This window comes from Bradyrhizobium sp. Tv2a-2 (assembly GCF_000472425.1).
Lineage (GTDB): Bacteria > Pseudomonadota > Alphaproteobacteria > Rhizobiales > Xanthobacteraceae > Bradyrhizobium.
Genome location: NZ_AXAI01000037.1, coordinates 12,482 through 34,676 on the forward strand (window position 1 = coordinate 12,482; position 22,195 = coordinate 34,676).

Annotated in this window: 17 protein-coding genes and 2 pseudogenes; 4 read left to right on the top strand and 15 right to left on the bottom strand. The window is 58.8% G+C overall.

The genetic code is table 11. From position 1 onward, the window contains the following. Nucleotides 1-363: 363 nt before the first annotated feature. A pseudogene (locus A3AI_RS46850) lies at nucleotides 364-577 on the top strand (hypothetical protein). A gap of 1,113 nt (nucleotides 578-1,690) precedes the next feature. Here the strand turns inward: A3AI_RS46850 and A3AI_RS0138450 are convergent. Then, nucleotides 1,691-1,891 (bottom strand): hypothetical protein, encoded by a 201-nt coding sequence (locus A3AI_RS0138450; RefSeq protein ID WP_024520599.1) that lies wholly within the window; start codon nucleotides 1,889-1,891, stop codon nucleotides 1,691-1,693. Nucleotides 1,892-2,897: 1,006 nt separating this feature from the next. Between A3AI_RS0138450 and cysD the strand changes: the two genes are divergently transcribed. The 3 genes from cysD to A3AI_RS0138465 all read left to right on the top strand — a co-directional run bounded on the left by cysD (nucleotide 2,898) and on the right by A3AI_RS0138465 (nucleotide 7,628). Beyond that, nucleotides 2,898-3,833, top strand: a complete 936-nt coding sequence (cysD, locus tag A3AI_RS0138455; RefSeq protein ID WP_051382721.1) for a sulfate adenylyltransferase subunit CysD — start codon at nucleotides 2,898-2,900, stop codon at nucleotides 3,831-3,833. After that, entirely contained in the window at nucleotides 3,833-5,722 is a 1,890-nt protein-coding gene (gene cysN, locus A3AI_RS0138460; RefSeq protein ID WP_024520601.1) for a sulfate adenylyltransferase subunit CysN, read from the top strand. Before cysD ends, cysN begins: the two co-directional genes overlap by 1 nt. Before the next feature lie 967 nt (nucleotides 5,723-6,689). Beyond that, complete coding sequence (locus tag A3AI_RS0138465; RefSeq protein ID WP_036051303.1) at nucleotides 6,690-7,628, top strand: LysR family transcriptional regulator; 939 nt, start codon at nucleotides 6,690-6,692, stop codon at nucleotides 7,626-7,628. On the opposite strand, the gene A3AI_RS44420 is transcribed toward A3AI_RS0138465, so the two are convergent. The 14 genes and pseudogenes from A3AI_RS44420 to A3AI_RS0138530 form a co-directional block, all read right to left on the bottom strand. Then, nucleotides 7,610-7,843, bottom strand: a complete 234-nt coding sequence (locus tag A3AI_RS44420) for a DUF2274 domain-containing protein (protein WP_036051306.1) — start codon at nucleotides 7,841-7,843, stop codon at nucleotides 7,610-7,612. The genes A3AI_RS0138465 and A3AI_RS44420 overlap by 19 nt on opposite strands. Nucleotides 7,844-7,852: 9 nt before the next feature. Continuing rightward, entirely contained in the window at nucleotides 7,853-9,037 is a 1,185-nt protein-coding gene (locus A3AI_RS44425; protein ID WP_036051316.1) for a TraB/TrbI/VirB10 family type IV secretion system protein, read from the bottom strand. 20 nt (nucleotides 9,038-9,057) lie between these two features. Then, nucleotides 9,058-10,041 carry a P-type conjugative transfer protein TrbG gene (gene trbG, locus A3AI_RS0138475; RefSeq protein ID WP_051382723.1) on the bottom strand — a complete coding sequence of 328 codons (984 nt, stop codon included), beginning with the start codon at nucleotides 10,039-10,041 and terminating at the stop codon, nucleotides 9,058-9,060. Beyond that, entirely contained in the window at nucleotides 10,041-10,721 is a 681-nt protein-coding gene (gene trbF / locus A3AI_RS0138480) for a conjugal transfer protein TrbF (protein WP_024520605.1), read from the bottom strand. The genes trbG and trbF overlap by 1 nt, the downstream gene beginning before the upstream one ends. Next, nucleotides 10,721-11,914, bottom strand: coding sequence for a P-type conjugative transfer protein TrbL (gene trbL / locus A3AI_RS0138485; RefSeq protein ID WP_024520606.1), 1,194 nt, complete (start codon nucleotides 11,912-11,914; stop codon nucleotides 10,721-10,723). Before trbL ends, trbF begins: the two co-directional genes overlap by 1 nt. A gap of 15 nt (nucleotides 11,915-11,929) precedes the next feature. Beyond that, nucleotides 11,930-12,274, bottom strand: a complete 345-nt coding sequence (gene trbK-alt / locus A3AI_RS0138490) for a putative entry exclusion protein TrbK-alt (RefSeq protein ID WP_024520607.1) — start codon at nucleotides 12,272-12,274, stop codon at nucleotides 11,930-11,932. Beyond that, entirely contained in the window at nucleotides 12,274-13,008 is a 735-nt protein-coding gene (gene trbJ / locus A3AI_RS0138495; RefSeq protein ID WP_024520608.1) for a P-type conjugative transfer protein TrbJ, read from the bottom strand. Before trbJ ends, trbK-alt begins: the two co-directional genes overlap by 1 nt. Then, entirely contained in the window at nucleotides 13,005-15,446 is a 2,442-nt protein-coding gene (gene trbE, locus A3AI_RS0138500) for a conjugal transfer protein TrbE (RefSeq protein ID WP_024520609.1), read from the bottom strand. The genes trbJ and trbE overlap by 4 nt, the downstream gene beginning before the upstream one ends. Nucleotides 15,447-15,453: 7 nt before the next feature. Further along, nucleotides 15,454-15,717 carry a VirB3 family type IV secretion system protein gene (locus A3AI_RS0138505; RefSeq protein WP_024520610.1) on the bottom strand — a complete coding sequence of 88 codons (264 nt, stop codon included), beginning with the start codon at nucleotides 15,715-15,717 and terminating at the stop codon, nucleotides 15,454-15,456. Continuing rightward, nucleotides 15,717-16,040 carry a TrbC/VirB2 family type IV secretion system protein gene (locus A3AI_RS0138510; protein WP_024520611.1) on the bottom strand — a complete coding sequence of 108 codons (324 nt, stop codon included), beginning with the start codon at nucleotides 16,038-16,040 and terminating at the stop codon, nucleotides 15,717-15,719. The genes A3AI_RS0138505 and A3AI_RS0138510 overlap by 1 nt, the downstream gene beginning before the upstream one ends. Further along, nucleotides 16,037-16,958, bottom strand: a pseudogene (gene trbB, locus A3AI_RS44430) (P-type conjugative transfer ATPase TrbB). Before trbB ends, A3AI_RS0138510 begins: the two are co-directional and overlap by 4 nt. Before the next feature lie 442 nt (nucleotides 16,959-17,400). After that, a complete protein-coding gene (locus A3AI_RS45640; protein ID WP_024520612.1) occupies nucleotides 17,401-19,488 on the bottom strand; it encodes an MFS transporter in 2,088 nt (695 codons plus the stop codon). Between the two features lie 184 nt (nucleotides 19,489-19,672). Beyond that, nucleotides 19,673-20,149: a CopG family transcriptional regulator gene (locus A3AI_RS0138525; RefSeq protein ID WP_245287049.1), complete on the bottom strand. Its 477-nt coding sequence runs from the start codon at nucleotides 20,147-20,149 to the stop codon at nucleotides 19,673-19,675. After that, nucleotides 20,133-22,109, bottom strand: coding sequence for a conjugal transfer protein TraG (locus tag A3AI_RS0138530; RefSeq protein WP_024520614.1), 1,977 nt, complete (start codon nucleotides 22,107-22,109; stop codon nucleotides 20,133-20,135). The genes A3AI_RS0138525 and A3AI_RS0138530 overlap by 17 nt, the downstream gene beginning before the upstream one ends. Nucleotides 22,110-22,195: the final 86 nt, after the last annotated feature.

Consider the following 22,195-nt stretch of genomic DNA (forward strand, 5'->3'; position numbering starts at 1 on the left):
CAATGGCTTGAGCACTATCAAAGCCCACGCGGAAGGGCGACCGCACAATAGAAGTGTGAAGCGCGTCATCATCGTGCGCGCAGTTAGCGACGAGATCTTCCTGGCCAACATCGTCGGACATCGGCCTGCAAACTTGCATGAAACGGGCAACCTCCGCTTGGGTGAACGCAGTCTTGGACGCGGACATCCAGCATGGAAGATGTTCAGGTCTGGGGCAGAGCGTGCTTCTTGATAATTGAACAATTCGCATTTCGGAGCACCTATCAGATCTTGGGGTTCGTAAAGAGCGGTTCATCCTTGAAAGGGTGCCGGTTTCACCAGATCGTGGACTTGCAAGTCCCGCGGCAATCGAGGAAGGCGATCATGGCAATCCACATCGTGTTGGATCACACTGGTGACAGTCGCCAACGGTTTGACCCGAATGACGCTGGCGAAGGCGGAGCAGCGCTTCTGCGAGCTGACGAGATCGGGATTCATCGCCGCTGTTCGGACCTCTCCGGGTCAGGTCGCCCGGATCCAAACATTCGACCCGAACGCGGAAGAAACTGTATTTTTTCCCAGGCTGATCGGCGGTTGACCGGCAGGCCTTATGCTGTGGCCAACGCGATCTCGGGCTAGCGAACGCTCGCGCAGAGGAGCTGTAAGAGCTCTCTTCATTGTACACGGCGCGAACCAAACAGCGGAGGGCCGGGCGCTACAGCTATTGCGGCATTGACTGTCCCCGATCCAACGGGCGCAGTTCGTGCGAAAGGGCTATTTCGAGGTCGTCGGCGGTGAAACGGGCAATCGGTACAGGATCCATGTGGGCACAATGTCGAACGTCTTCGAGATCAATCACAAAGGTCGTCCGGTCAAAGTATTATGTTTCCGAACAGCAGGCGACCTGCCGATCGGAGACGTTATGCTCGCCCAGAAGATTGCGCTGGAGAGCTGCGAGAGCAGTGCCCGCTCCGTGGCGGGGAAATTCGAGCCGAGTGCCTCTATGCTACGGCGAGATTGTTTTGGCGGGTTAGTGGACAGAGCAGTTCGACGGCATCGTTGAGGGGTTAACGTGCCCGAAGTATGAATGCTCTGACGTCGCCATGGCGCAAGTTGGACCGCGGGGCTGGTCTCGCGCTCCTGGATGCTGGGGCCGACTGGATTTTGAGAAATCGATGAGTATTTTGAGAAAATGATGAGTAGGGTGTCGGCGACTCGGATCTGTCGGCGGCTGCGCAACAAAGATGGCCCGCGCGCCGAGAGAGCAGGACGCGGCAACACGCCAATCGACCCGCGAGGGAAGAGCCGCCTCGAAACGACGCCAGAACGCGGACAAGACGGTGAGCCTATAGCGGAGGATGGACAACAATTCCTTTTTTCACCTCGGCCATGCCAACGATGGGACCAATTGGATCAAAGGAACCTGAGGATCCTGCCGTTCACGATAACTCGTCTGGCAGCTTCCGCCCCTGGGATTACTTGCAGGTGAGATGCTTGCGAAGCAGGTCATCACAATGCCTGTAGACTGCGCGTGACGCTCTCTCGATGCGGACTTGCCTTGTCCGGCTCGGTGCAACGAATGAGAGCATTATTTGGGAAAGCTGCCGCTCATGTGCCGCAGGATCGTCCATTCTTCTCTGCGTCGAGCGCTCGGGAAGCGCTGTCTCCACCAGGTGCAGGCTGCACCTGATGCTCCACTTTGCAGCTGGCGTCATCGCCACATCGTCGGCGCGGTAGCGAGAGCGGCCTTGCCGATCCGTTTCAAGTTCTCGATTGAGCTTTCGCCGCGAGTGGCGGCCTCGAGGATCTTGGAGGCCACATGCGCACGGACGCCAGTTTCGTACTGAGGGAGATCTTCGCAGACTTCGTTCAGGATTGCACGCAACAGCGCAATCATTTCGGGATCGAACATGGGAGCTCCAAAGATTTGAAACAATTTATGGAGGCCCGAAGTCACCAATGTGAACCTCCTTGAATATTTCGCTCCTTTTGAAAGGAATGAGCTTGCGGACGCGCCCGCTCTATGGAACTCCGTCATTACCGGAAAGGTCTCTGAAGGAGCCTTCACAGAGCGCCAGTAATGTCTAAGTCTGAATTCTTTGAGGGTAAAGCGATTGTTAGCCGTCGTCATCTGGCATGGCGCGCTCGGACGCATGCTCCAAAGCTCCCGGCCAATTAAAAGGCCCTAGCGTTCTGGCAACCGCGCCGAGTTCGGTAAATCGCAAACGATGAAGAGCCGACAAAATTGCAGGCAGCGTGAGATGGGAGGCTTGCAAGACAATGATGTCCGCCCTGCAAGAGCTGCCGCGCGGCTTACGTATGCGTCTCGGCGGCGCGCATGCGCCCCACATCATTTGGATCGATGGACGAGGCCGGGCTTAGAGCTATTCGGAATAGTGGCGAACGCTGCCGATTGAGTAGCGGTCAGCGCGAGCACGCATGAACTTCGGAATCGGCGCTCCCGAATATACTTTGGACGGTTCTCGCTTTCACCGCCTTGCTCATCCCTTGTCGGTGCAAATAACCTTTGCGATTCAGATAATCTGGCGATGGGACTCGTCTCTTAGGGATCGTCTCGGTTCGCCAGCATTCAAGCTACTCGTGTCGTGCCGCTCTCACCTCCTGGTGCTATTCCGGTGCAGTGCGGATAACACCTCACATGTTGGGGGCCCGAGCGAGTAAATAATTCCCCCACGCGAACTCGATGGAAAACGGCAATACTGCTATATGCATTAGCGGAGCACATAACATCTAGCGCTGACGTCCGACTTGCAAATTGCGCGGCGTTGATGCAAATCGCCGTGCGCCTCGTCGCCGGCGAAGCCGTTACCAACCTCGACGGCTATCCCATGCGCTGGGGCAGCCGGAGTATTGCGACGGCGACTTCATCGCCTGGGACACGCCCCAGGGAACTCCAAATGAACGCACAAGACTTCCCCAAGCTAGAAGCCCGCATTTTGCCGCGGCACTTGCGGCGGCTGGAGGCCGAGTCCATTGAAATCATGCGCGACGTCGTCGCTGAGTTCAAAAAGCCGGTCATGCTCTACTCGATCGGCAAGGACTCAAGCGTCATGCTTCACTTGGCGGTCAAGGCATTTTATCCGGCAAAGCTTCCCTTCCCGCTGATGCATGTCGATACGACCTGGAAGTTCCGCGAGATGGTCACCTTCCGCGATGAGACCGCGAAGCGACTCGGCGTCGATCTCATCGTCCATATCAATCAGGATGGCCTCGCGCGCGGCATCAACCCGATCGCCTCGGGCTCTTCGCTGCACACACAAGTCATGAAAACCGATGCGCTGAAGCAGGCGCTCGATCTCCACGGCTTCGATGCGGCCTTCGGCGGTGCGCGGCGCGATGAGGAGAAGAGCCGGGCGAAAGAGCGTATCTTCTCCTTCCGCCAGGCCGGACATGTCTGGGACCCGCGCAACCAGCGCCCCGAGCTGTGGAACCTCTTCAACACGCGCATCCGGCAAGGCGAAACTATGCGCGTCTTCGCCATGTCGAACTGGACCGAGCTCGACGTCTGGGAATACATCATGCTGGAGAAGATTCCGGTCGTTCCGCTCTATTTCGCCAAGCCGCGCCCCGTGGTCGAGCGATCCGGCACGTTGATCATGGTCGATGACGACCGGCTTCCACTACGGCCAAACGAAACGCCCCAACTAAAGACGATCCGCTTCCGTACCCTGGGTTGCTACCCCTTGAGCGGCGCCATCGAATCCGACGCCACGACGATCGAGGAGATCGTCGCGGAAATGCAAGTGGCAAAAGTATCGGAGCGCCAGGGGCGCCTTATCGACAGCGATGAAGCCGCATCGATGGAGAAAAAGAAGCGGGAAGGCTACTTCTGATGGATACGGATGCCATTAAGGGCCTCGGTACAGCCGAGAACAAGGATCAGCTTCGATTCATCACCTGCGGCTCGGTGGACGACGGCAAATCGACGCTGATCGGCCGGCTCCTGCACGACAGCAAGATGATCTATGAAGATCAGATGCAGGCGCTCGCGCGCGACAGCGTCAAGCACGGCACGACCGGTAACGACATCGATTTTGCGCTCCTGGTCGACGGCCTCGAGGCCGAGCGCGAACAGGGCATCACTATCGACGTTGCCTATCGCTTCTTCAATACGCCGCGCCGCTCATTCATGGTCGCAGACACGCCAGGCCACGAGCAATATACGCGCAACATGGCGACCGGCGCCTCCAATGCGCAGCTCGCGATTATTCTGATCGACGCGCGCAAGGGTGTGCTGGAGCAGACCAAGCGCCACTCCTTCATCTGCTCGCTGCTCGGCATCCGCCATGTCGTGGTCGCTGTGAACAAGATCGACCTCGTCGACTACCGCAAGGAGGTGTTCGACCGCATCGTCGGCGACTACGTGGCCTTCGCTTCGGCACTTGGCTTCACCTCGATCGTGCCGATTCCGGTGTCGGCACGCTACGGTGACAACATTATCAACCGGTACGGCAATACCGACTGGTATCATGGCCCGTGCCTGATGGATTATCTGGAGAGCATCGACATCCAATCCGATACGGCGGGTCTCCCCTTCCGCTTTCCGGTGCAGTGGGTCAATCGCCCCAACCTCGATTTCCGCGGCTACGCGGGCACCATCGCTTCGGGACGCATTGCGGTCGGCGATGAAATCATTGCTGCGGCGTCAGGTCGCAACTCGCGGGTTAAGAGGATCGCAACTTACGACGGCGATCTGGCGCAGGCCGATGCCGGCGATGCCGTTACCATCACGCTCCACGACGAGATCGACGTCAGCCGCGGCGACATGCTGGCGCGGCCGACGGAACGGCCCGAGATCGCCGACCAGTTCGCAGCTCACCTCATCTGGATGGACCAGGAAGCCATGGCCCCCGGCCGTTCCTATGCATTGCGGATCGGGACGCAGTCGATCGCCTCCGCCAGCATAACTGCTATCAAGCACAAGATCGACGTCAACACCCGCGAACATTTGGCAGCCACGACTCTTGGTCTGAACGAGATCGGTTTCTGCAACGTCGCAACCGCCCTTCCCGTCAGTTTCGACGCCTATGAGGCGAACCGGCGAACCGGCTCCTTTATCGTAGTCGACCGCTATACCAACCGCACGGTCGGAGCCGGCATGATCGCGTTCCCGCTCCGACGCGCCACCAATATCGCCTGGCAGCCGCTGTCAGTCGGCAAGAGCGAGCGTTCGACGCTTAAGCAGCAGAAGCCGTGCATTCTATGGTTCACCGGGCTTTCCGGCGCCGGCAAGTCGACCATCGCCAATGTCGTGGACCAGAAGCTGTTTGCGATGTCGCACCACACCATGCTGCTCGATGGCGACAATGTCCGGCATGGGCTCAACCGTGACCTCGGCTTTACACAGGCTGACCGCGTCGAGAACGTTCGCCGTGTCGGCGAAGTCGCCAAATTGATGCTCGATAGCGGGTTGATCGTGATCTGCTCGTTCATTTCGCCATACAGGTCGGAGCGCGACATGGTCAGGGGCTTCGTCGAAGACGGCGAGTTTTTCGAAGTATTTGTCGATACACCGATAGACGAATGCGAACGGCGGGACGCCAAGGGTCTCTACGCCAAGGCAAAGGCAGGTAAGATCAAGAACTTCACCGGCATCGACGCGCCGTATGAGGCGCCGACGCGGCCTGAGGTTCATCTAGAGACGGTCGGCCTCGAGGCCGAGCAGCTCGCCGATCGGGTGGTCAATACGCTCATGGCACGCGGGATCATTCCAATGAGCTAGCCAGGTCAAGTTCCACCGCCCCGAGCGGCTTCGCGCATCGCGCGCTTAAGGTTGGTTGAAGCCTCGGAACCATACGTAGCCGTGCCTTCTCAGGCGCAGCGACTTCGCTGGCGCCAAATAGGCCCTCCGCCGATCGATTGTTCGTTCCACCAGCATGGCTCCCGCGGCTCACTATCAGCTCAGCTTCGCCAATCGACTTAATCCTGGAACGAACATTCGAATACCGATCGTGCCCGACCGGGGTCACGCCCGACTTGATCTCTGGACCCAGCAGTCGTCGAGTTGAGGCGATTAAAAAGAGTTTGTAACAATTGGGCCGCTCCGAGGAGCGGGAGGAAACGCCTCCTAAAGGGACATCTGCGGGAAGCACTTTCATACGATCTGCCGTTGCTCGGGTCCATTGCACAGAACGACGGCACGGCTCGCATGAAACCAGCTCCGTCCGAGAGCGGCACCAGGCGCAAAGTGCCGTAGTTCTCGAGGGCACGCTAAATTCCCGCTCGATCACCGAATTGTACGCCTGTTACTATGTCTCCTGCGGCAAAACATCGAATAATGAGATGGCGCGTCTGGATTTGGCGATGGACGGCACAAGAGACAACAGCGGGTTTTGACGGTGCGCGCAAATCGCGTCGCGTCTTTTGCGGATCATCCGTGACGGCGCGCAGGTTGACGCAGATCGCGAGCTTCAGAAGAATTGGCTGTGGCCTCGGCAATTAGGGTTGCCGCGGATTGATCGTATACTTTCAAGTATTTGCTCGGGTCGACTGATCGCGGCTCGCTGCGCTTCTTCCGCCATCGCTCTCTTTATGAGATCTCGGACTAACCAATAGCTACGCATTCAAAAACACATACAGTTCGCAATTTCGCTTGCCATGGAAGCGCATCTGGGGACCAACGCGCACAACTAAAAATGGTCACAATCCTTACGCACAGCTCTACTACCCGCCACTGGTTGGCACATACAATGAACGATGCAAGCTCACGATTTCCTCGCGAGGCGCCTCGACTCCCACACCTTGATCTTCGACAACTTCGCTATGCCGTAATGGCAGCGGACCTGGGAAGTCTACGACAGGCCGCGAACGCGTCTCTTGTTGAACAATCGACTCTTAGTCGCTCGATACGTCAGCTCGAGCACCTCGTAGGTATCGCTATTTTTGAAAGATCAGGCGCTGGCATTCGTCCAACGGTGGCTGGTCGTGTTTTCCTTCGTACAGCGCGATCCATACTCGAACAATTGGATGTTCTTGTTACGACAACGCGCGCCAGCCGACGTGGCGGCTCGGGTCGGCTCGCGGTTGGTTTCTGTACATCTCTCACCGCCGGCAATCTGCGAGCTTCATTGCTTGAGTTCCGACAACGCTTCCCGCAAGTGAAACTTGCTACAGCTGAGCAGTCTCAGCCAAGTCTGGAGACTGCACTAAGGAATGGTATGCTGGACGTTGTCGTAGCGGCGGGCAATCCACCATCCCTCGGTAATAACAAGGCAATGCTGCTTTGGAGCGAGCGCATTTTGGTGATCTTCCAGGAAAATCATCCGCTGGATCCACGCACGACCATCTATTGGACGGATCTGCGAGACTGCACATTTTTGCTAAGTCAGTATCATCTTGGCCGCGATCTAGAGGATCTTCTCACCGCCAAGCTTGCCGGACCGCTGATCGAATATCACGATGTTGGTCGAGGAGCCATAAAGAGCCTCATCAGCATGGGGCTTGGAATTAGCCTTGTGCTGGAATCCGATCTCGGGGCAAACTTTCCGGGACTGGTTTACAGGGAAGTACGTGATGGAGCCGGGCCTAGTCGCATCGAGTTTTCCGCGAGATGGAGACCAGATAATGAGAACCCCGCTCTAAAGGCATTCATAAATCTCCTGTCGGAGCGCTACCCGCAGCCCTCGTGACGGCGCCTACGAGATTTTGCAAATGCCCGGTCTGTTGCCATGAATCTTGCCAGCATCGGCGCGACGAGATTTTTAGGGTCACTGACCGTTTCTCCGCTCTGACGCGACAATATCTCAGCGTACGCGACAAGATCGCGGTGCACAGCGGCAGGCAGCTCCACAGTGACTCTGACTGGCTTGTCATCATGCAATTTTGTTATCTTTAGCGCAGCCATTTGTATTTCTCACCCTCGGTATGGTTCGAGCACGAGATCGCGATTGACAATCACCTTCACGGGAAAGCCCGGCTTGATCGTCAACGTCGGCTGAATGTTCAAATTGCGTCGAACGACCTGCTGTCCGGTTTGGTTCAATGAATTCGCCGCACTCAGGCGCAGCGCTTGTGCGATATCCGTATTGCTGCCGGTGTCCGCGCCCGAGCCGAGCTCGGCACCGACGCCAAGAATGGTCGAGAGAAAGGCCGCCTTGAACAGCTCAATCCAGTGATTGTCAACTTCATCCTCGAGGCCCGAGTAACCACCTGCATCGACGCCGTGCTGCCGCTCCAATACGATCGAACGACCGTTCGGCATAATCAGCCGCGTCCATACCAACAAAACTCGTGATTGGCCAAATGCGACCTGGCTATCGTAACTGCCTATTAAGCGTGCTCCCTGCGGGATAAGCTTGGCTCGTCCCGTCGGGGAATCATATACGCTTTCGGTTATTTGCGCGGTGATTTGTCCGGGCAGATCCGAGCGGATGCCGGTTATGAGAGCGGCCGGAATGATTGTGCCCGCCTGCACAACAAACGGCGAGGCAGGTCGCGCAAGCCTATCGGGCGCGGTGGTCCGCCTTTCAACAGGCGCATTGACGAAGATAAGTTTTCGATCCTGTCCATTTTGTGCAATGGACTCGTCAGAGGATGGCGCAGCGTTGGTGGGTGTCTCCTGGGCTGCGGGATGCGGCGGCGTCGGGGGCACCGCTGTCGGCGCAAACAATTTGCTTGTACGGGCTGCTTCCGTTTCTTGATTCGCACGCTGCTGCTCTGCGTCTGGACCGATTGCTCCTGATTGGTTTTCTGGCGCAACGATCTGGCGTTCAAGGTCCCCGGGCAATGGTGGGCCGAGCCGGGGGACGTCACGAGGAACGCTCGAATAGTCATGCGGCAGCGTCGCCAGTCCGTCCGCTAGATCGTGATGGTCTGTGCTGTAGAGCTCGTTCGCAGTGGGGTTACGTGGGTAGCTATTGCCCAGCGCCCATAGCACCGCGCCAGAGATGAGCAACGATGCAAATGCGGCGCTCCCCGCAAGGACTTTTCGGGAAAGTCGTGTAATCCTTGGGCGTTCGGCGCGGAGGCGCAAAGCCTCTGCTCTATCTTCCGGTCCTCTATCTTCCGGAGAGCCTGGCTGACCTGTTTCAGTACTAATTTCGTTTGGGCCGCCGATTGTCACTGTCGCCTCCCATCGCCTCTGACAATTCGGACCTTCTGCTGCTTTTCTCCACCCAGGCGCAGCTCGGCGGCGGCGAACAGACGATCGACGATGAGCACATTCCTGTACGCGCGGTAGTTGACGAGCTCGGGCTTCCCGTCTTGGCCAATGACGAATAGCGGCGGCATCTCGCCCTGCTCGATCCCGGGCGAGAACTCGATATAGACCTTGCGGCCGTCATCGTAGGCAGCGAGCGGTCGCCATGGTGGATTATCGCCCTCGATGCTGTAGCGATATCGCCGCCGATCAGCTTCTGGAATGGCCGGCGCCGGGGGAAATATCTTGAAGCGAGCGGACTGGTCTTCCGGATAGAACCAGGCGACCGAAGGCATGTATGGCTTTTCGCGGGAGCGAAGCTCAATCATGTAGGTCCGTCTATCGGTGTGGACAATTAGGTTCGTTTCGATAGCCGGCCGTGTCGGCTTCACCATGATATGGACTCGCCTGGTGTCGCCGTTGCCGCTTTCGGTGTCACCGACGATCCAGCGTACGGTGTCGCCGGCGGCCAGCGGGCCCGAACCCGTTAGCTGTTCGCCGGGCTGGAGCGCGATATCGGTGATCTGCCCGGGTGAAGCGTAGATCTGATACAGGGCGCCGGGACTGTAGGGAAATATCTGGACGGCGTTGAAATAACCGGACCGTCGCGGTTCAACTCGCGCGGAATCGTTGGCTACCGCGATCCGGTCTGTCGGCTCCTTTGCTTCCTGATCGCCCTTCTTGCCGCCGTGCGCTGGTGTCCAGGCTGGCGGCACATGCAATGGATGCACGTGATCGTCCGTCGGCGCGGGCAACTCAGGCAGCGGCGGCACGTCATCATCATAGGTAATCTGAGGAGGTTTAAAGGTCGTGCAGTCAGAAAGCGCGAGTGCAAGAGCCAAGGTCAGAGGCACGCGAACCGGATAAGATTTTGGACTGGCTGATCGCTGTACGAGCTTCCACATTACCCGAGCTCCTTCGACCAGTTGATCGCGTTGATATAGATACCGAGCGGGTTTTTGCGGAGGCGATCTGCGTCGTGCGGAGTTTCGATGACAACGGAAAGAATCCCCGTCCAGCGCTCGGTCGCCGCTAGTTGGCCGTTGTCGTAGTGACGTTCAGTCCAGGCTACCCGAAAACTTTCCTGGGAGGCACGAATGACGCTGGAAATCTCGACCGCGATTTGCTTGTTCCCTAGCTTGCCAAAGGGATCGTTGGTTCGCGCGTAATCGTTAAGCGCCGCCGCTCCTCGATCGGTCGTGAAGTCGTAAGCGCGGAGCCAATCCTGCCGCAACACGATCGCGTCAGTCGGCAGGCCTCGTACGTCCTCGATAAAGCGAGCAAGGTGAAATGCAATTTGCGGATCGGTCGGCTGATAGAAGAGACTTGCTGCTGCCGCGGACTGAGCCTGACCGAGACGGTCAACCTCGACCACCCACGGCGTAATGGTGCCCTGGCTGGAACGCCAGACGAGACTTGCCGCAAGCCCCGCGGACAGCAGCAGGCATCCGAATGCCATAAGGCGCCAATTTCTGGCCTGGACGCGGGCGGACCCGATGCGTTCGTCCCAAACCTGCGCCGCTTTCTGATAAGGCGTCACTGGAATTGGCCTGCGGCCGTAATGCACGGATGGTCGCCTGAACATCAATGCTCTCCCTCGGACAGATCGACAGAGGCTCCGCCGCCGGCACCGTCGCCGCTACGGACAGCCTGGCCAGCGGCGGACAATCCCTGGCTGACGGTCTGGGCCAGTTTCATGCGGCTCGCCCATGTCGGCGGATCATCTTCCGCCGTCAGTCCGTTGCCGCCCCCCGCAGCCATACGGCGCAGCGGACTTAGGGTCGCGGAGCCCCCAGCCTCAGCGACACCACTTAAGCCCCCGGCTCGGAATGCACTTGCAGCTCCGCTTGCGGCGCCCGCGCCGCCCGCGATCGCGCCACTGGCCAAGCCAGCACCGCCGGCGGCGAGACCAGCCCCCGCCACGATCACACCGCTGGCTGCCAGGCCGGTGCCGACAGCAGCTCCCGCGCCGAGTTGTGGTCCGCCGGATACAATGCCGTTGGCAATTCCGGGACCGAAGATGCCAAGGCCGAGGAGGGACAACGCGCCAAGCACGAGCGCCATGGCGCTGTCGATGGTCGGCTGATTTCCGCCAAATCCCGCCGTGAATTGCGCAAAAAGCGTCGAGCCGATACCGACGATAACGGCCAATACCAGCACTTTCACGCCTGATGAGATCACGTTGCCGAGGACGCGTTCAGCGGCGAAAGCAGTCTTTCCGAACAAGCCGAACGGAATCAGCACAAAGCCGGCAAGCGTCGTCAGCTTGAACTCGATAAGGGTAATGAAGAGCTGGATGGCCAGAATAAAGAATGCCAGCAGGACAATGATCCAGGCAAACAGAAGGACCGTTATCTGAATGAAGTTCTCGAAAAAGCTGACATAGCCCATCAACCCCGAGATCGACTCCAGGATCGGCCTGCCAGCATCGAGCCCAACCTGAGCGATCTTGCCGGGCCTCAAAAAATCGGTCGAGGAAAGCCCGGTACCAGACGCCTTCAGCCCCAAGCCCGCAAAGCTCTCGAAAACGATTCGGGCCAGGCTGTTCCAGTTGGTGATCAGGAAAGCAAAGACACCGACGAACAACGTTTTCTTAACCAGGCGGCTTAAGACGTCCTCCTCGCCCCCCCATAACCAGAACAAGCCCGCGAGCGTGATGTCGATTGCCGTGAGCGTGGTAGCGAGATATCCGACTTCACCTCCGAGCAGACCGAATCCGGAATCGATGTAATGGGTGAACGTTTCCAGGAACTGATCGATAATGCCCGTGGTGGCCATCGCTCACTCCTTCTCTCACTGCTGACTCGGAGTGTAACCAGACGGCAGGCGAGCCTCGTCCTTCGGGGCGAGAGACCCGCTATTGTTTGGCAATGTCGCAGGCCGCTTCTGGCCAAGGAATTGGCGCTGTTTTTCGGCCCAAACCTTTCGGCACTCCGTCAGCACGTCTTTCTGTTCATAAGTTACGGAGCGGCACTCGGCGAGCTTTGTTGCAAGCTCACCGGATACCCCGTCGGCAGATCGGACGAACGGGGTTTGGCTTTCGTCACCGCGTAAGCGAATTGCACAAGCGGCAACAACGAGCACGATGAGCGCTCCAGCCACCATCGTCGGGAATCGTTCGGGTCTTTTCATGTTCATCAGTGAAACATTTGCACGGTCGTGGGCTGATAGCGCTGGCCTTGAGTCAGAAAACGACGCAATTGCTCCCTGCCCTGGTCTTGTGCGGCGGCATGCTGAGCAGACTCCAAGTTCTGCGCGCGCCCATGGGCCGCAACGACGGCCGTAAGATCGGCAAGCTGCTGAGCCTGCAGGGCCAAGAGCTGATTGCCGGCCTGACTTGCCTGCAACGAACCGGTCGCCCCTTGGCTCGAGGTGACAAGGGCCGACATCTGTGTACGATTGGTATCGAGGTTACCGACGACCGTCGCCTGTGTCCGCATCGCGTCCTGCAGGCCAGCGATCGCGTTTTGCCAGCGCGTTTGCGCGTTCACGATCAAGGTTTGATCGGAAAGGCCAGGTGATGCCGGCGCATAGGTCGTCGAGAATGCACGATCTATCTGCTGGATATCGTAGGCAATGTGCTGGGCTTGGGCCAGAAGCTGTTGCGTTCGGAGAATTGATTGCTCCAACTGCAACAACGACGAGAACGGCAGTGTGGCCAGATTCTTCGCTTGGTTGATCAACATTTTGGCCTGATTCTGCAGAGACACGATCTGGTTGTTGATCTGCTGCAGCGCTCGAGCGGCGGTCAACACGTTCTGTGCGTAGTTGTTCGGGTCAAAAACAACCAACTGCGCCGAGGCGTCTTGGGACCCGATAAGCAAGGCAAACGCCATTATGCTGGCGGCAGCGATACGATTAAGGCGGCTCATCTTGACGCCTCCAAGTCGACGAAACCCGCGATGAGGTCGGTTGCCCATGCGAGATCGCGGGCCTTCAGCCACCCAGTGACGAACTCGTCGTGGCCGTGGTCGGCAAAGACTTCCTCGATAAGCTTCTGGTCGGCCTTCGAGGATGCGGCGGTGAAGGCAAGCGCGATCTCGCCAAGACCAAGCTCGAATAGCCGATTCCCGCGGCGCGACTGGCAGTAGTAGTCCCGCTTTGGCGTTGCCCGTGCCAATATTTCGATCTGCCGATCGTTAAGCCCAAAGCGCCGATAGATTGCCGTGATCTGCGGCTCAATAGCTCGGTCGTTGGGCAAAAGGATCCGCGTTGGGCTGCTCTCGATGATCGCCGGTGCTATCGCTGAACCGTCAATATCTGCGAGCGACTGAGTAGCGAAGACCACGGAGGCATTCTTCTTGCGCAGCGTCTTCAGCCACTCGCGCAGCCGTCCGGCAAAGTCTGCGTCGTCGAGGGCCAGCCAGCCCTCGTCGATGATGAGGAGGGTCGGCCGCCCGTCAAAGCGGCTCTCAATCCGGTGAAATAGATAGGCAAGAACCGCCGGCGCAACGGCAGTCCCGATCAAGCCGTCCGTCTCGAAGACCTGAACCGCAGATGCCCCCAAGCGTTCATTTTCAGCGTCCAGTAAACGACCATAGGGACCGCCGAGGCAATAGGGCCGCAGGGCACGCTTTAGAACGTTGGACTGAAGCAGAATGGAGAAGCCGGTAAGTGTGCGCTCCTCGACTCGTGCGGAAGCGAGCGAAGTCAACGCCGACCAAATGTGCTCCTTGGCTTCCGGCGTCACCTCGATCCGTTCACGGCTCAGGATCGAGCCGACCCAGTCGGCTGCCCAGCCGCGTTCGGCTGCAATATCAATCTTGGCGAGCGGCTGAAGGGAAACGAGCTCGGATGACTCTCCAGCGACCGCTCCGCCCAGATCGTGCCAATCGCCGCCCATGGCAATTGCAGCCGCCCGGATCGATCCCCCGAAATCGAAAGCAAAGATCTGTGATTGCGGATAGCGGCGGAACTGGAGCGCCATCAGCGCCAACAGCACCGATTTGCCAGCGCCCGTCGGTCCCACCACTAGCGTATGTCCGACATCGCCAACGTGAAGTGAGAAGCGAAACGGAGTGGATCCTTCGGTTTTGGCCAAGAACAACGGCGGAGCCTTGAAATGATGATCTCTCGCTTCCCCGGCCCATACCGCAGACAGCGGAATCATGTGTGCAAGATTTAACGTCGAAACTGGAGGCTGGCGCACATTGGCATAGACGTGTCCTGGCAGGCTGCCGAGCCAGGCTTCGACGGCATTCACCGTCTCGATCATGCAGGTGAAATCGCGGCCCTGTATCACCTTTTCGACCAGGCGGAGCTTTTCGTCGGCTGCCGCTGGGTCATCGTCCCAGACCGCAATTGTCGCAGTGACGAAGGCCTCGCCAATTTGATCGGAGCCAAGCTCCTGGAGCGCCGCGTCGGCGTCCATGGCCTTGTTATGGGCATCCGTATCAACAAGGGCGGTAGCCTCGTTCGTCATCACCTCTTTCAGGATGGCCGCGGCCGATTTTCGTTTTGCGAACCATTGCCGCCTGATTTTCGTCAGGAGCCTTGTTGCATCTGTCTTGTCGAGCATGATCGCCCGCGTCGACCATCGATAGGCGAATGGTAGCCGATTAAGATCGTCGAGAATGCCGGGAGTTGTTGCCGTCGGAAATCCAACGATGGTCAGGACTCGCAGATGCGCATAGCCCAGCATCGGCTCGAGGCCACCGGTCAGCGGTTGGTCCGCCAGCAGTGCGTCGAGATACATCGGGATCTCGGGCACCCGGACGCGGTGCCGTTTGGTCGAAACCGTTGAATGCAGGTACGTGAGGGTCTCCTGATCGTCCAGCCAAGCGCACTCAGGCATAAAGCCTTCGATGAGTTGCAACACGCGGTTGGTCCGATCGACAAAACCACGGAGGACCTCACGGGCGTCAGCCTCAACAGCACGGTTACTTCCTTCGTAGAGCAGGCGTTCTGCTCTCGCCGTTCCTTCAGCCGGTGGGAGATAGAGAAACGTCAGGAAATAGCTCGATTCGTAATGTGTCCCCACCTCCTCGAACTGAGCCCTTCGCTCCGCATCGACCAAGCCAGACGCCGCATCCGGAAACGTATTCGGAGGATAGGTACCCGCCGAATGTCGTTGTGCTTCGACATGGACCGCCCAGCCCGATTCGAGACGACGCAGGGCATTGTTCAGGCGGCTGGCAATCGCAACGAGTTCAGCAGGGACTGCGCTATCGAGGTCTGGTCCGCGAAACTTCGCCGTCCTTTGAAAGGACCCATCCTTGTTCAGAATGATGCCCTCATCCACAAGGGCAGCCCAGGGCAAAAAGTCTGCTAACCGTGTGTTCGAACGGCGATACTCGGCGAGATTCATCATGAAAGACTCATGTGTTCAGGTGGCCGGGGATACGGAGGTGACGACGCACGACCTCGGCGAAGTCGGGATCGCGCTTGGTTGCCCAAACGGCGACCATATGGCCGACAAACCAGAGGAGAAGGCCCGCAATCCAGAGGCGCAGACCAATGCCCAGCGCCGCGGCGAGCGTCGCGTTGACGATGGCAATAGACCGTGGCGCTCCGCCCATCAGAATCGGCTCGGTCAGCGAGCGATGCACGGACACGGTAAAGTTCGGAAGCTGCCCGTCCATCAGATCACCACTCCGCCGCCGAAGGAGAAGAACGACAGAAAGAAGCTCGAGGCCGCAAATGCGATCGACAGGCCGAATACGATCTGGATGAGCCTGCGGAAGCCGCCTGACGTATCTCCGAACGCCAACGATAATCCTGTGACGATGATGATGATGACAGCGATGATCTTTGCGACCGGTCCCTCGACTGATTGCAGGATTTGGTTGAGCGGCTGTTCCCACGGCATGTTGGAGCCGGCGGCCCGAGCTGAAGTAGTGGCGAAAAAGCCCGCAACGAATACAGTTGTCGAAACGACACTTGGCCGAAGTCCGGCGAGATTCATGATGGATCCCCTACTTTTGTCGGGACGCAATCGCCGGAAGGTCCAAGCCCCGTGACTCCGGCCAGTTCGGCAAGGCGGCGACTGGCACCGCGACCAGAGAGAACGGCGACGACGTTGATGGTTCCTGCGATCAGGGCACTGGACGGTGACGACGGCTTCCCGGATAAACTGCTCAAGCTGGCGCGGTGCACCGAGCGCGGTGCCGGCATGGATGGTGCCGATCCCGCCGGGTTGCCCCGTCCCCCAGGCCTTGAGCAGATCGAGTGCCTCGGCGCCGCGCACCTCTCCGATGGAACTCCGGTCAGGGCGCAGACGAAGTGATGACCGCACAAGATCCGATAGCGATACCACGCCGTCCTTGGTTCGCAGCGCGAGCAGATTCTGTGCTTTGCACCGAAGCTCACAAGTCGCTTCGATGAGCACCACTCGATCCGAAGTCTTCGCGGCTCCAGCCAGGAGCGCGTTGGTAAGCGTCGTCTTGCCGCTAGAGGTTCTTCCACCGGCGACCAGGATATTCTTCCGCGCTTCGACTGCGGCCCTCAAAGCGACGGCCTGATCTGAGGTCACGATCGCCTCGGCGATGTCGTCATCCAGCGTGAACACCGCGACCGCGGGTTTGCGGATCGCGAAGGCCCGCGCCGCAACCACCGGCGGCAATAGCCTCTCGAAGCGCTCCCCCGTTTCGGGCAACTCGGCCGAGACACGCGGGGCGCCGGGATGAACTGCGACACCGACATGGTGAGCGACGAATCGGACGATGCGTTCGCCGTCTGACGCCGACAGCACCTCTCCCGTGTCGGTCAAACCGCCCGAGAGGCGGTCGATCCACAACCGTCCATCGAGGCTCAGCATCACCTCAACGATCGCCGGATCGTCCAGGAAGCACGCGCTAGCCGGTCCGAGCGCAGTCCGCAGCATACGCGCTCCGCGCGAGGTCACCTCCAACTGACTTGAATGGATTGCCACCACCGTCCCCAATCATTGAGACCGTGCCCGAGCGGCCTCAGATGGAGATGATTAGAAAAGCGAGGTGCTGCTCAGTTCAATAAGTGATCATCCGATTCGTGGTCTGGCGTAGTAAAAGAAAGAACGCTCAACACGGGAATGGCCCACGGCGAACAAAACTTGCGTCCCTCCTCTCTCCGCGAGACTGGCCGCCCGTAAAGCAGCGGGTTGGTGTTCCGCGCTGCTATAAGTTTTTTCTCCCGACATGCCCGAGGAACGCAGGAAGGCGCGTCGAAGTCTGAAATGATGTCTCAGTGCTTCTGCCTAAGCAAAGCTGGTGGCAGTCGCGATAGGCCAGGTGCTAAAGCCTAACTGAGTGGTGCGGGCGTTACGCGATGCAGCGAGCTGCCGCAGCTCACCATTCCAAGGGCCCCTGTTTCTCCACAACAGCCTTCTCCGGCTCGACGAACCCTTTTTCACCAGCATGCCCCGTGTACTCCGGCGCCGATGAACAGTGCTCGATGACGGCTCGAAACCAAGGGATGGCAAACCACAGGAGCGCAGCTGCCTGGAGCGAGAGGCTGAGACCGAATGCTACCTGGTAGGCAACTATCGGATAATGCCCGTCGTGAGGAACCCACTGTCCGACGATCAATCCGGTGCCATATTGGACAACGAATGCCCAGCCGAAATGAAGAAGGTTCAGAGCACCATTGGCACGCGCAGCAGCTTCCATAGGAAAGTAATCCGCTATAATGGCGTAGCTCAGCACGGTGGCCGCGCCCATGACTGACACCACTGACCAAGGCAGCACGGAGGGCATCGGCACGCGAAGGATCAAGGCGAGTTCGGCCAAAATGAACAATCCACCGACCGCAGCCAATAGAATTTCGGTCGCGATGCCTCGCTTGCGCAGCTGATCCGCCATCGTACCCAATGTCAGAGCGCCAAAGCTTATTCCAATAGCCATTGCGAAGAGTTGATTGACCAGGCTCGACCGATCCAGGCCTTCCACGTCGGCCAACCAGGATGCGGCCCATAGCGAATGCAACGCCCAGGACGATCCGATACAGGTCGCCGAAAGCGGCGCAACTCTTAGGAATCGTGGATCCGAAAAGATGGAACGCAACGTCAGCCGCCTTCCGGGAGACACGGAGTGCTTTGGACTTTTGTCGCGCTCGGGAACGGTAAAATAAATCAACCCGGCGGTCACAAGGGTTGCGACGGTCAGAATTTCGAAGAAGCTTCGCCAGCCGATACAATTCAGCAACCAATCAGTTGGCCCCGTAGCGGTAACCGCTCCCAGCGACCCCAACATGATCATGCAACCATTGAGGAGCGCGATGCGCTCCTTTGGAAACCAGGTCACGACGGCCTTGAGGCCAGCCATCAATGAGGACGCAACTCCAAGCCCAATCATTGCTCGACCGACAAGAAGATCAGCAAATCGCTCTGCGGTACCGAACAGCGTGGCTCCGCCAACCGCGATGATCAGCAGTGCACTTTGGACCCTGCGTGGACCATAACGGTCAAGGAGCGCGCCTATGGGAATCTGGGCACTGGCGCAAATCAGAAAATAGACCGAGGCGAGCAATCCCGTTTCGGCGGCATTGAGCTCGAACTCCGACGCCAATAGCGGCGAAATTGAAGCATTGATGGTCCGAAAGAGAAAAGCAAGATAATAGCCGGCAGCAAACGGCAGAAACACCGAGAAGATCAGCCGCCAATTCGAAGACAGGCGCCCGTGCACGCGACCGTTGTTGTCCGGCGATTGCGGCGCGGAACTGGAGGGCGCCGGTCGCCGCTCTGGTTCGCTGCTTCTGGCGGCACTACGCGAACGGAGGAATGCGTTCGGAAGCTGATGAAAGTACGACTTGTCACCGCCCTCGGCGGCGGCTGCGGACGAGACGTCCTTGACGTTCGCGTCGTCGGCGTCAGGTTTCTCGTTCTTGCGCGCGGGTGCCTGCGATGGCTCCAAATCGCTTGGCTCGTCCTCGACAGTCCCCAAGCCCAAGCCGCCGCGGTCTTCGATTTTGAGACGCTCGATCGTCTCCTGCAGGAGCGATTTCCTCAGCCGAACCCGTCGATCGATTTGTTCGGCCAGAACCTTGAACCGCTCGTCGCCGAGAAGAGCAGCCTCCCGCTGTCGCGATTCCGGAAGTGGCGGCATGACCGCGAGGTGATATCGAGCGTGTAGCGCCAAGGTCTCGGCTATGATCCGCAGATCTCCCTCGAGACGGTCAAACCTGGCGCGAATATCCTCCAAATGCGGCTGCAGCGGATCTTCAGATGGGGCTGGGTTCAGAAAGCGTTCGAGGGCAGACTCGATGACCATACTCTTGCCCACGCCCGGACGATCGGTTGCAACTTCAAGCCGCTCGTATAGTCCTTCGGTCAGACGGACGGTTACCTTTCGAGACGCCGAGGAGCGACGATTGCGAGGTACTGAAATGGTCGCCTCGCGTTCGCCGGCCTGCACATCAACTTCGCCGTGGAGCTGCATGTTTCGCTCTTGTCCCTTTCTCTGGGCGCACCAATCGATGCCGCGGCGATCGCGGAGGGTCGATGACAACGATAAGGTGATTGCCCCTGACGGGATTGACAGAATGACACCGTCAGGATCGCTTCAACTGATCGAGGACAGCAATCGCATTCGTGCGTAGAAACGGAAAGAACCGGCGGTTTGATCAGGCGGAGCCGGCCTCGCCTTTTGTTGGATTGAGACTTGCCGCGTGGTCCGATTCGAGACTCACTTCCTTAAGGATGGTCGATCCACTGGCAAGGCGGCGGCCCAGAGCTTCGACAAAACGATCGTAGCGTTCAGACCCCTTAGCACGAGCTGCAGGACTCGATTGCTCGGGCAATGCAGGGGTTGACGTCAGCCAAAAGCGGATGAACAACGCGATCGTCTCAAGCGTGACATTGTCATTGCGTTCAAGCCGCTCAAGGACGCGCACGATGCGGTCCAGACGCTTGGAGATAGCGGCTTCGCGACGATCGGAATCGTCTGGCGAGAGAAAGGAGGCAATTGCAGCCTCGGCAACCAGTGACTTGGGCTTGCCGTGACGTTTTGCAAATGCCTCGAGCTCACCGAATATCTCTGGATCGAGGTAGATGCTAAGCTGGGTCTTTTTCACGCCGCGCCGCTCAAAGCCCCATTTCATCGTCGGGGTCGAGACTAACCGAACGTGCGAGGCTCTGCATTGATCCGGTCATGGCGGCCGGCTGTACAGCATCGGCATCACCGTCATCTGACAGGCCATCAAATTCGTTTTCGGCGAGCGGCGCCTTCATTGCAATTCCTTCGTGTTGCGACAGTTCTGGCTGCTGGCGAATGCCACCATTCACTTGGCTGCGCCTGCGCTTCTGCGCCGCAAGCAATTCGGTCGAGAGCGGGATTGGAGTGCGATCCGACCAATCGTCTGGCTGCGCGGCGGAGGTGAATTCAGCGGCGCGCGACGGCTTCAATATCCGGTGTTGGAGCTGCGGGTCCTCGTAGTACCGGACCTTACGCGCGCGCACCGGGTGGACCCCCGAGACCATCACAACTGCATCACTGGAGCAGAGCTGCATGACTTCGCCGGGGGTGAGCAGCGGACGCGATGTTTCCTGGCGGCTCACCATTAGATGGCCGAGCCATGGTGAGAGACGATGCCCAGCATAATTTTTCATGGCACGCATCTCGGTCGCGGTTCCTAGTGCGTCCGAAACCCGTTTGGCCGTGCGTTCGTCATTCGTCGAAAACGCGATTCGTATATGGCAATTATCAAGAATTGCGTGGTTCGACCCGTAGGCACGTTCGAGCTGGTTCAGACTCTGGGTGATCAGAAAGCTGCGGATACCGTAGCCTGCCATGAAGGCAAGTTGGCTCTCGAAGAAGTCGAGCCGGCCAAGCGCGGCGAACTCATCGAGCATCAACAGCAGCTTCTGGCGTCGTCGGTCGATATCCAGGGTCTCAGTTAGCCGCCGTCCGATCTGGTTAAGCACCAGCCGCATGAGAGGTTTTGTGCGAGCGATGTCTGAAGGCGGCACGACAAGGTAGAGCGACATGGGCCTCGGCCCGTCAACGAGGTTACGGATGCGCCAGTCGCTTCGTCCCGTCACCTTGGCCACGACAGGATCGCGGTAGAGCCCCAGGAAGCTCATCGTGGTCGACAAAACGCCTGAGCGTTCATTTTCGCTCTTGTTCAGGAGTTCGCGAGCCGCCGATGCGACAACAGGATGAACGCGCTCTCCCAGATGTGGGGTGGCTAACATCGCATTCAGCGTCGCCTCGATCGACCGCGATGGGTCAGATAGAAAGTTGGCGACACCAGCAAGCGTTTTGTCGGCTTCCGCGTAGAGAACATGGAGAATCGCCCCCACAAGTAAGGAATGGCTGGTCTTTTCCCAGTGATTTCGACGCTCAAGCGCGCCTTCGGGATCAACCAGGATATCAGCGATATTTTGAGCGTCGCGGACCTCGTAGTCGCCTTTGCGGATCTCAAGGAGTGGATTGTATGCGGCGCTTGCAGGATTGGTCGGATCAAACAAGAGTACGGCGCCGAAACGGGCGCGCCAACCGGATGTGAGCTGAAAATTCTCGCCCTTGATGTCGTGAACGATCGTGGAGCCCGGCCAGGTCAGCAGAGTTGGAATGACGAGGCCGACCCCCTTGCCGGAGCGCGTCGGAGCAAAGCACAACACATGCTCGGGGCCATCGTGCCGGAGATAGTGGTCGCCAAAGCGGCCGAGCACGACGCCCTCGTTTCCAAGAAGCCCCGCGCGCCGCACCTCCCGCGGATTCGCCCAGCGGGCTGAGCCATACGTTGTCACATGCTGAGCTTCCTTCGCCCGCCAGACCGAGAGCACGATTGCGGCACCTATAGCGGCGATCCCGCCGCTTGCGGCAATGCACCCGCCCTGGACAAAGATTTTCGGCGCGTAGGCATCGAATTTGAACCACCAGACGAAGAACGCAACCGGTTGGTAAATCGGCCAGTTCGCGAGCGTGAACCAGAAAGGCCCAAGCCGCGGCTGGAACGCCAGGCGCCAGGCCGTCCACTCGGTGGCTGCCCAAAGGAAGGCGAGCACGACCATCGAGACGAAGAGCAGTTGTCCCCAGAGGATTCTCGTCGCGGACATCGGCAGATGTGATGCGCGCCTGATGGGCAGGTGCAACGGCAACCTCTTAACGTCGCAGCGTCTCGCATCATAGCGTGGAGATCGGC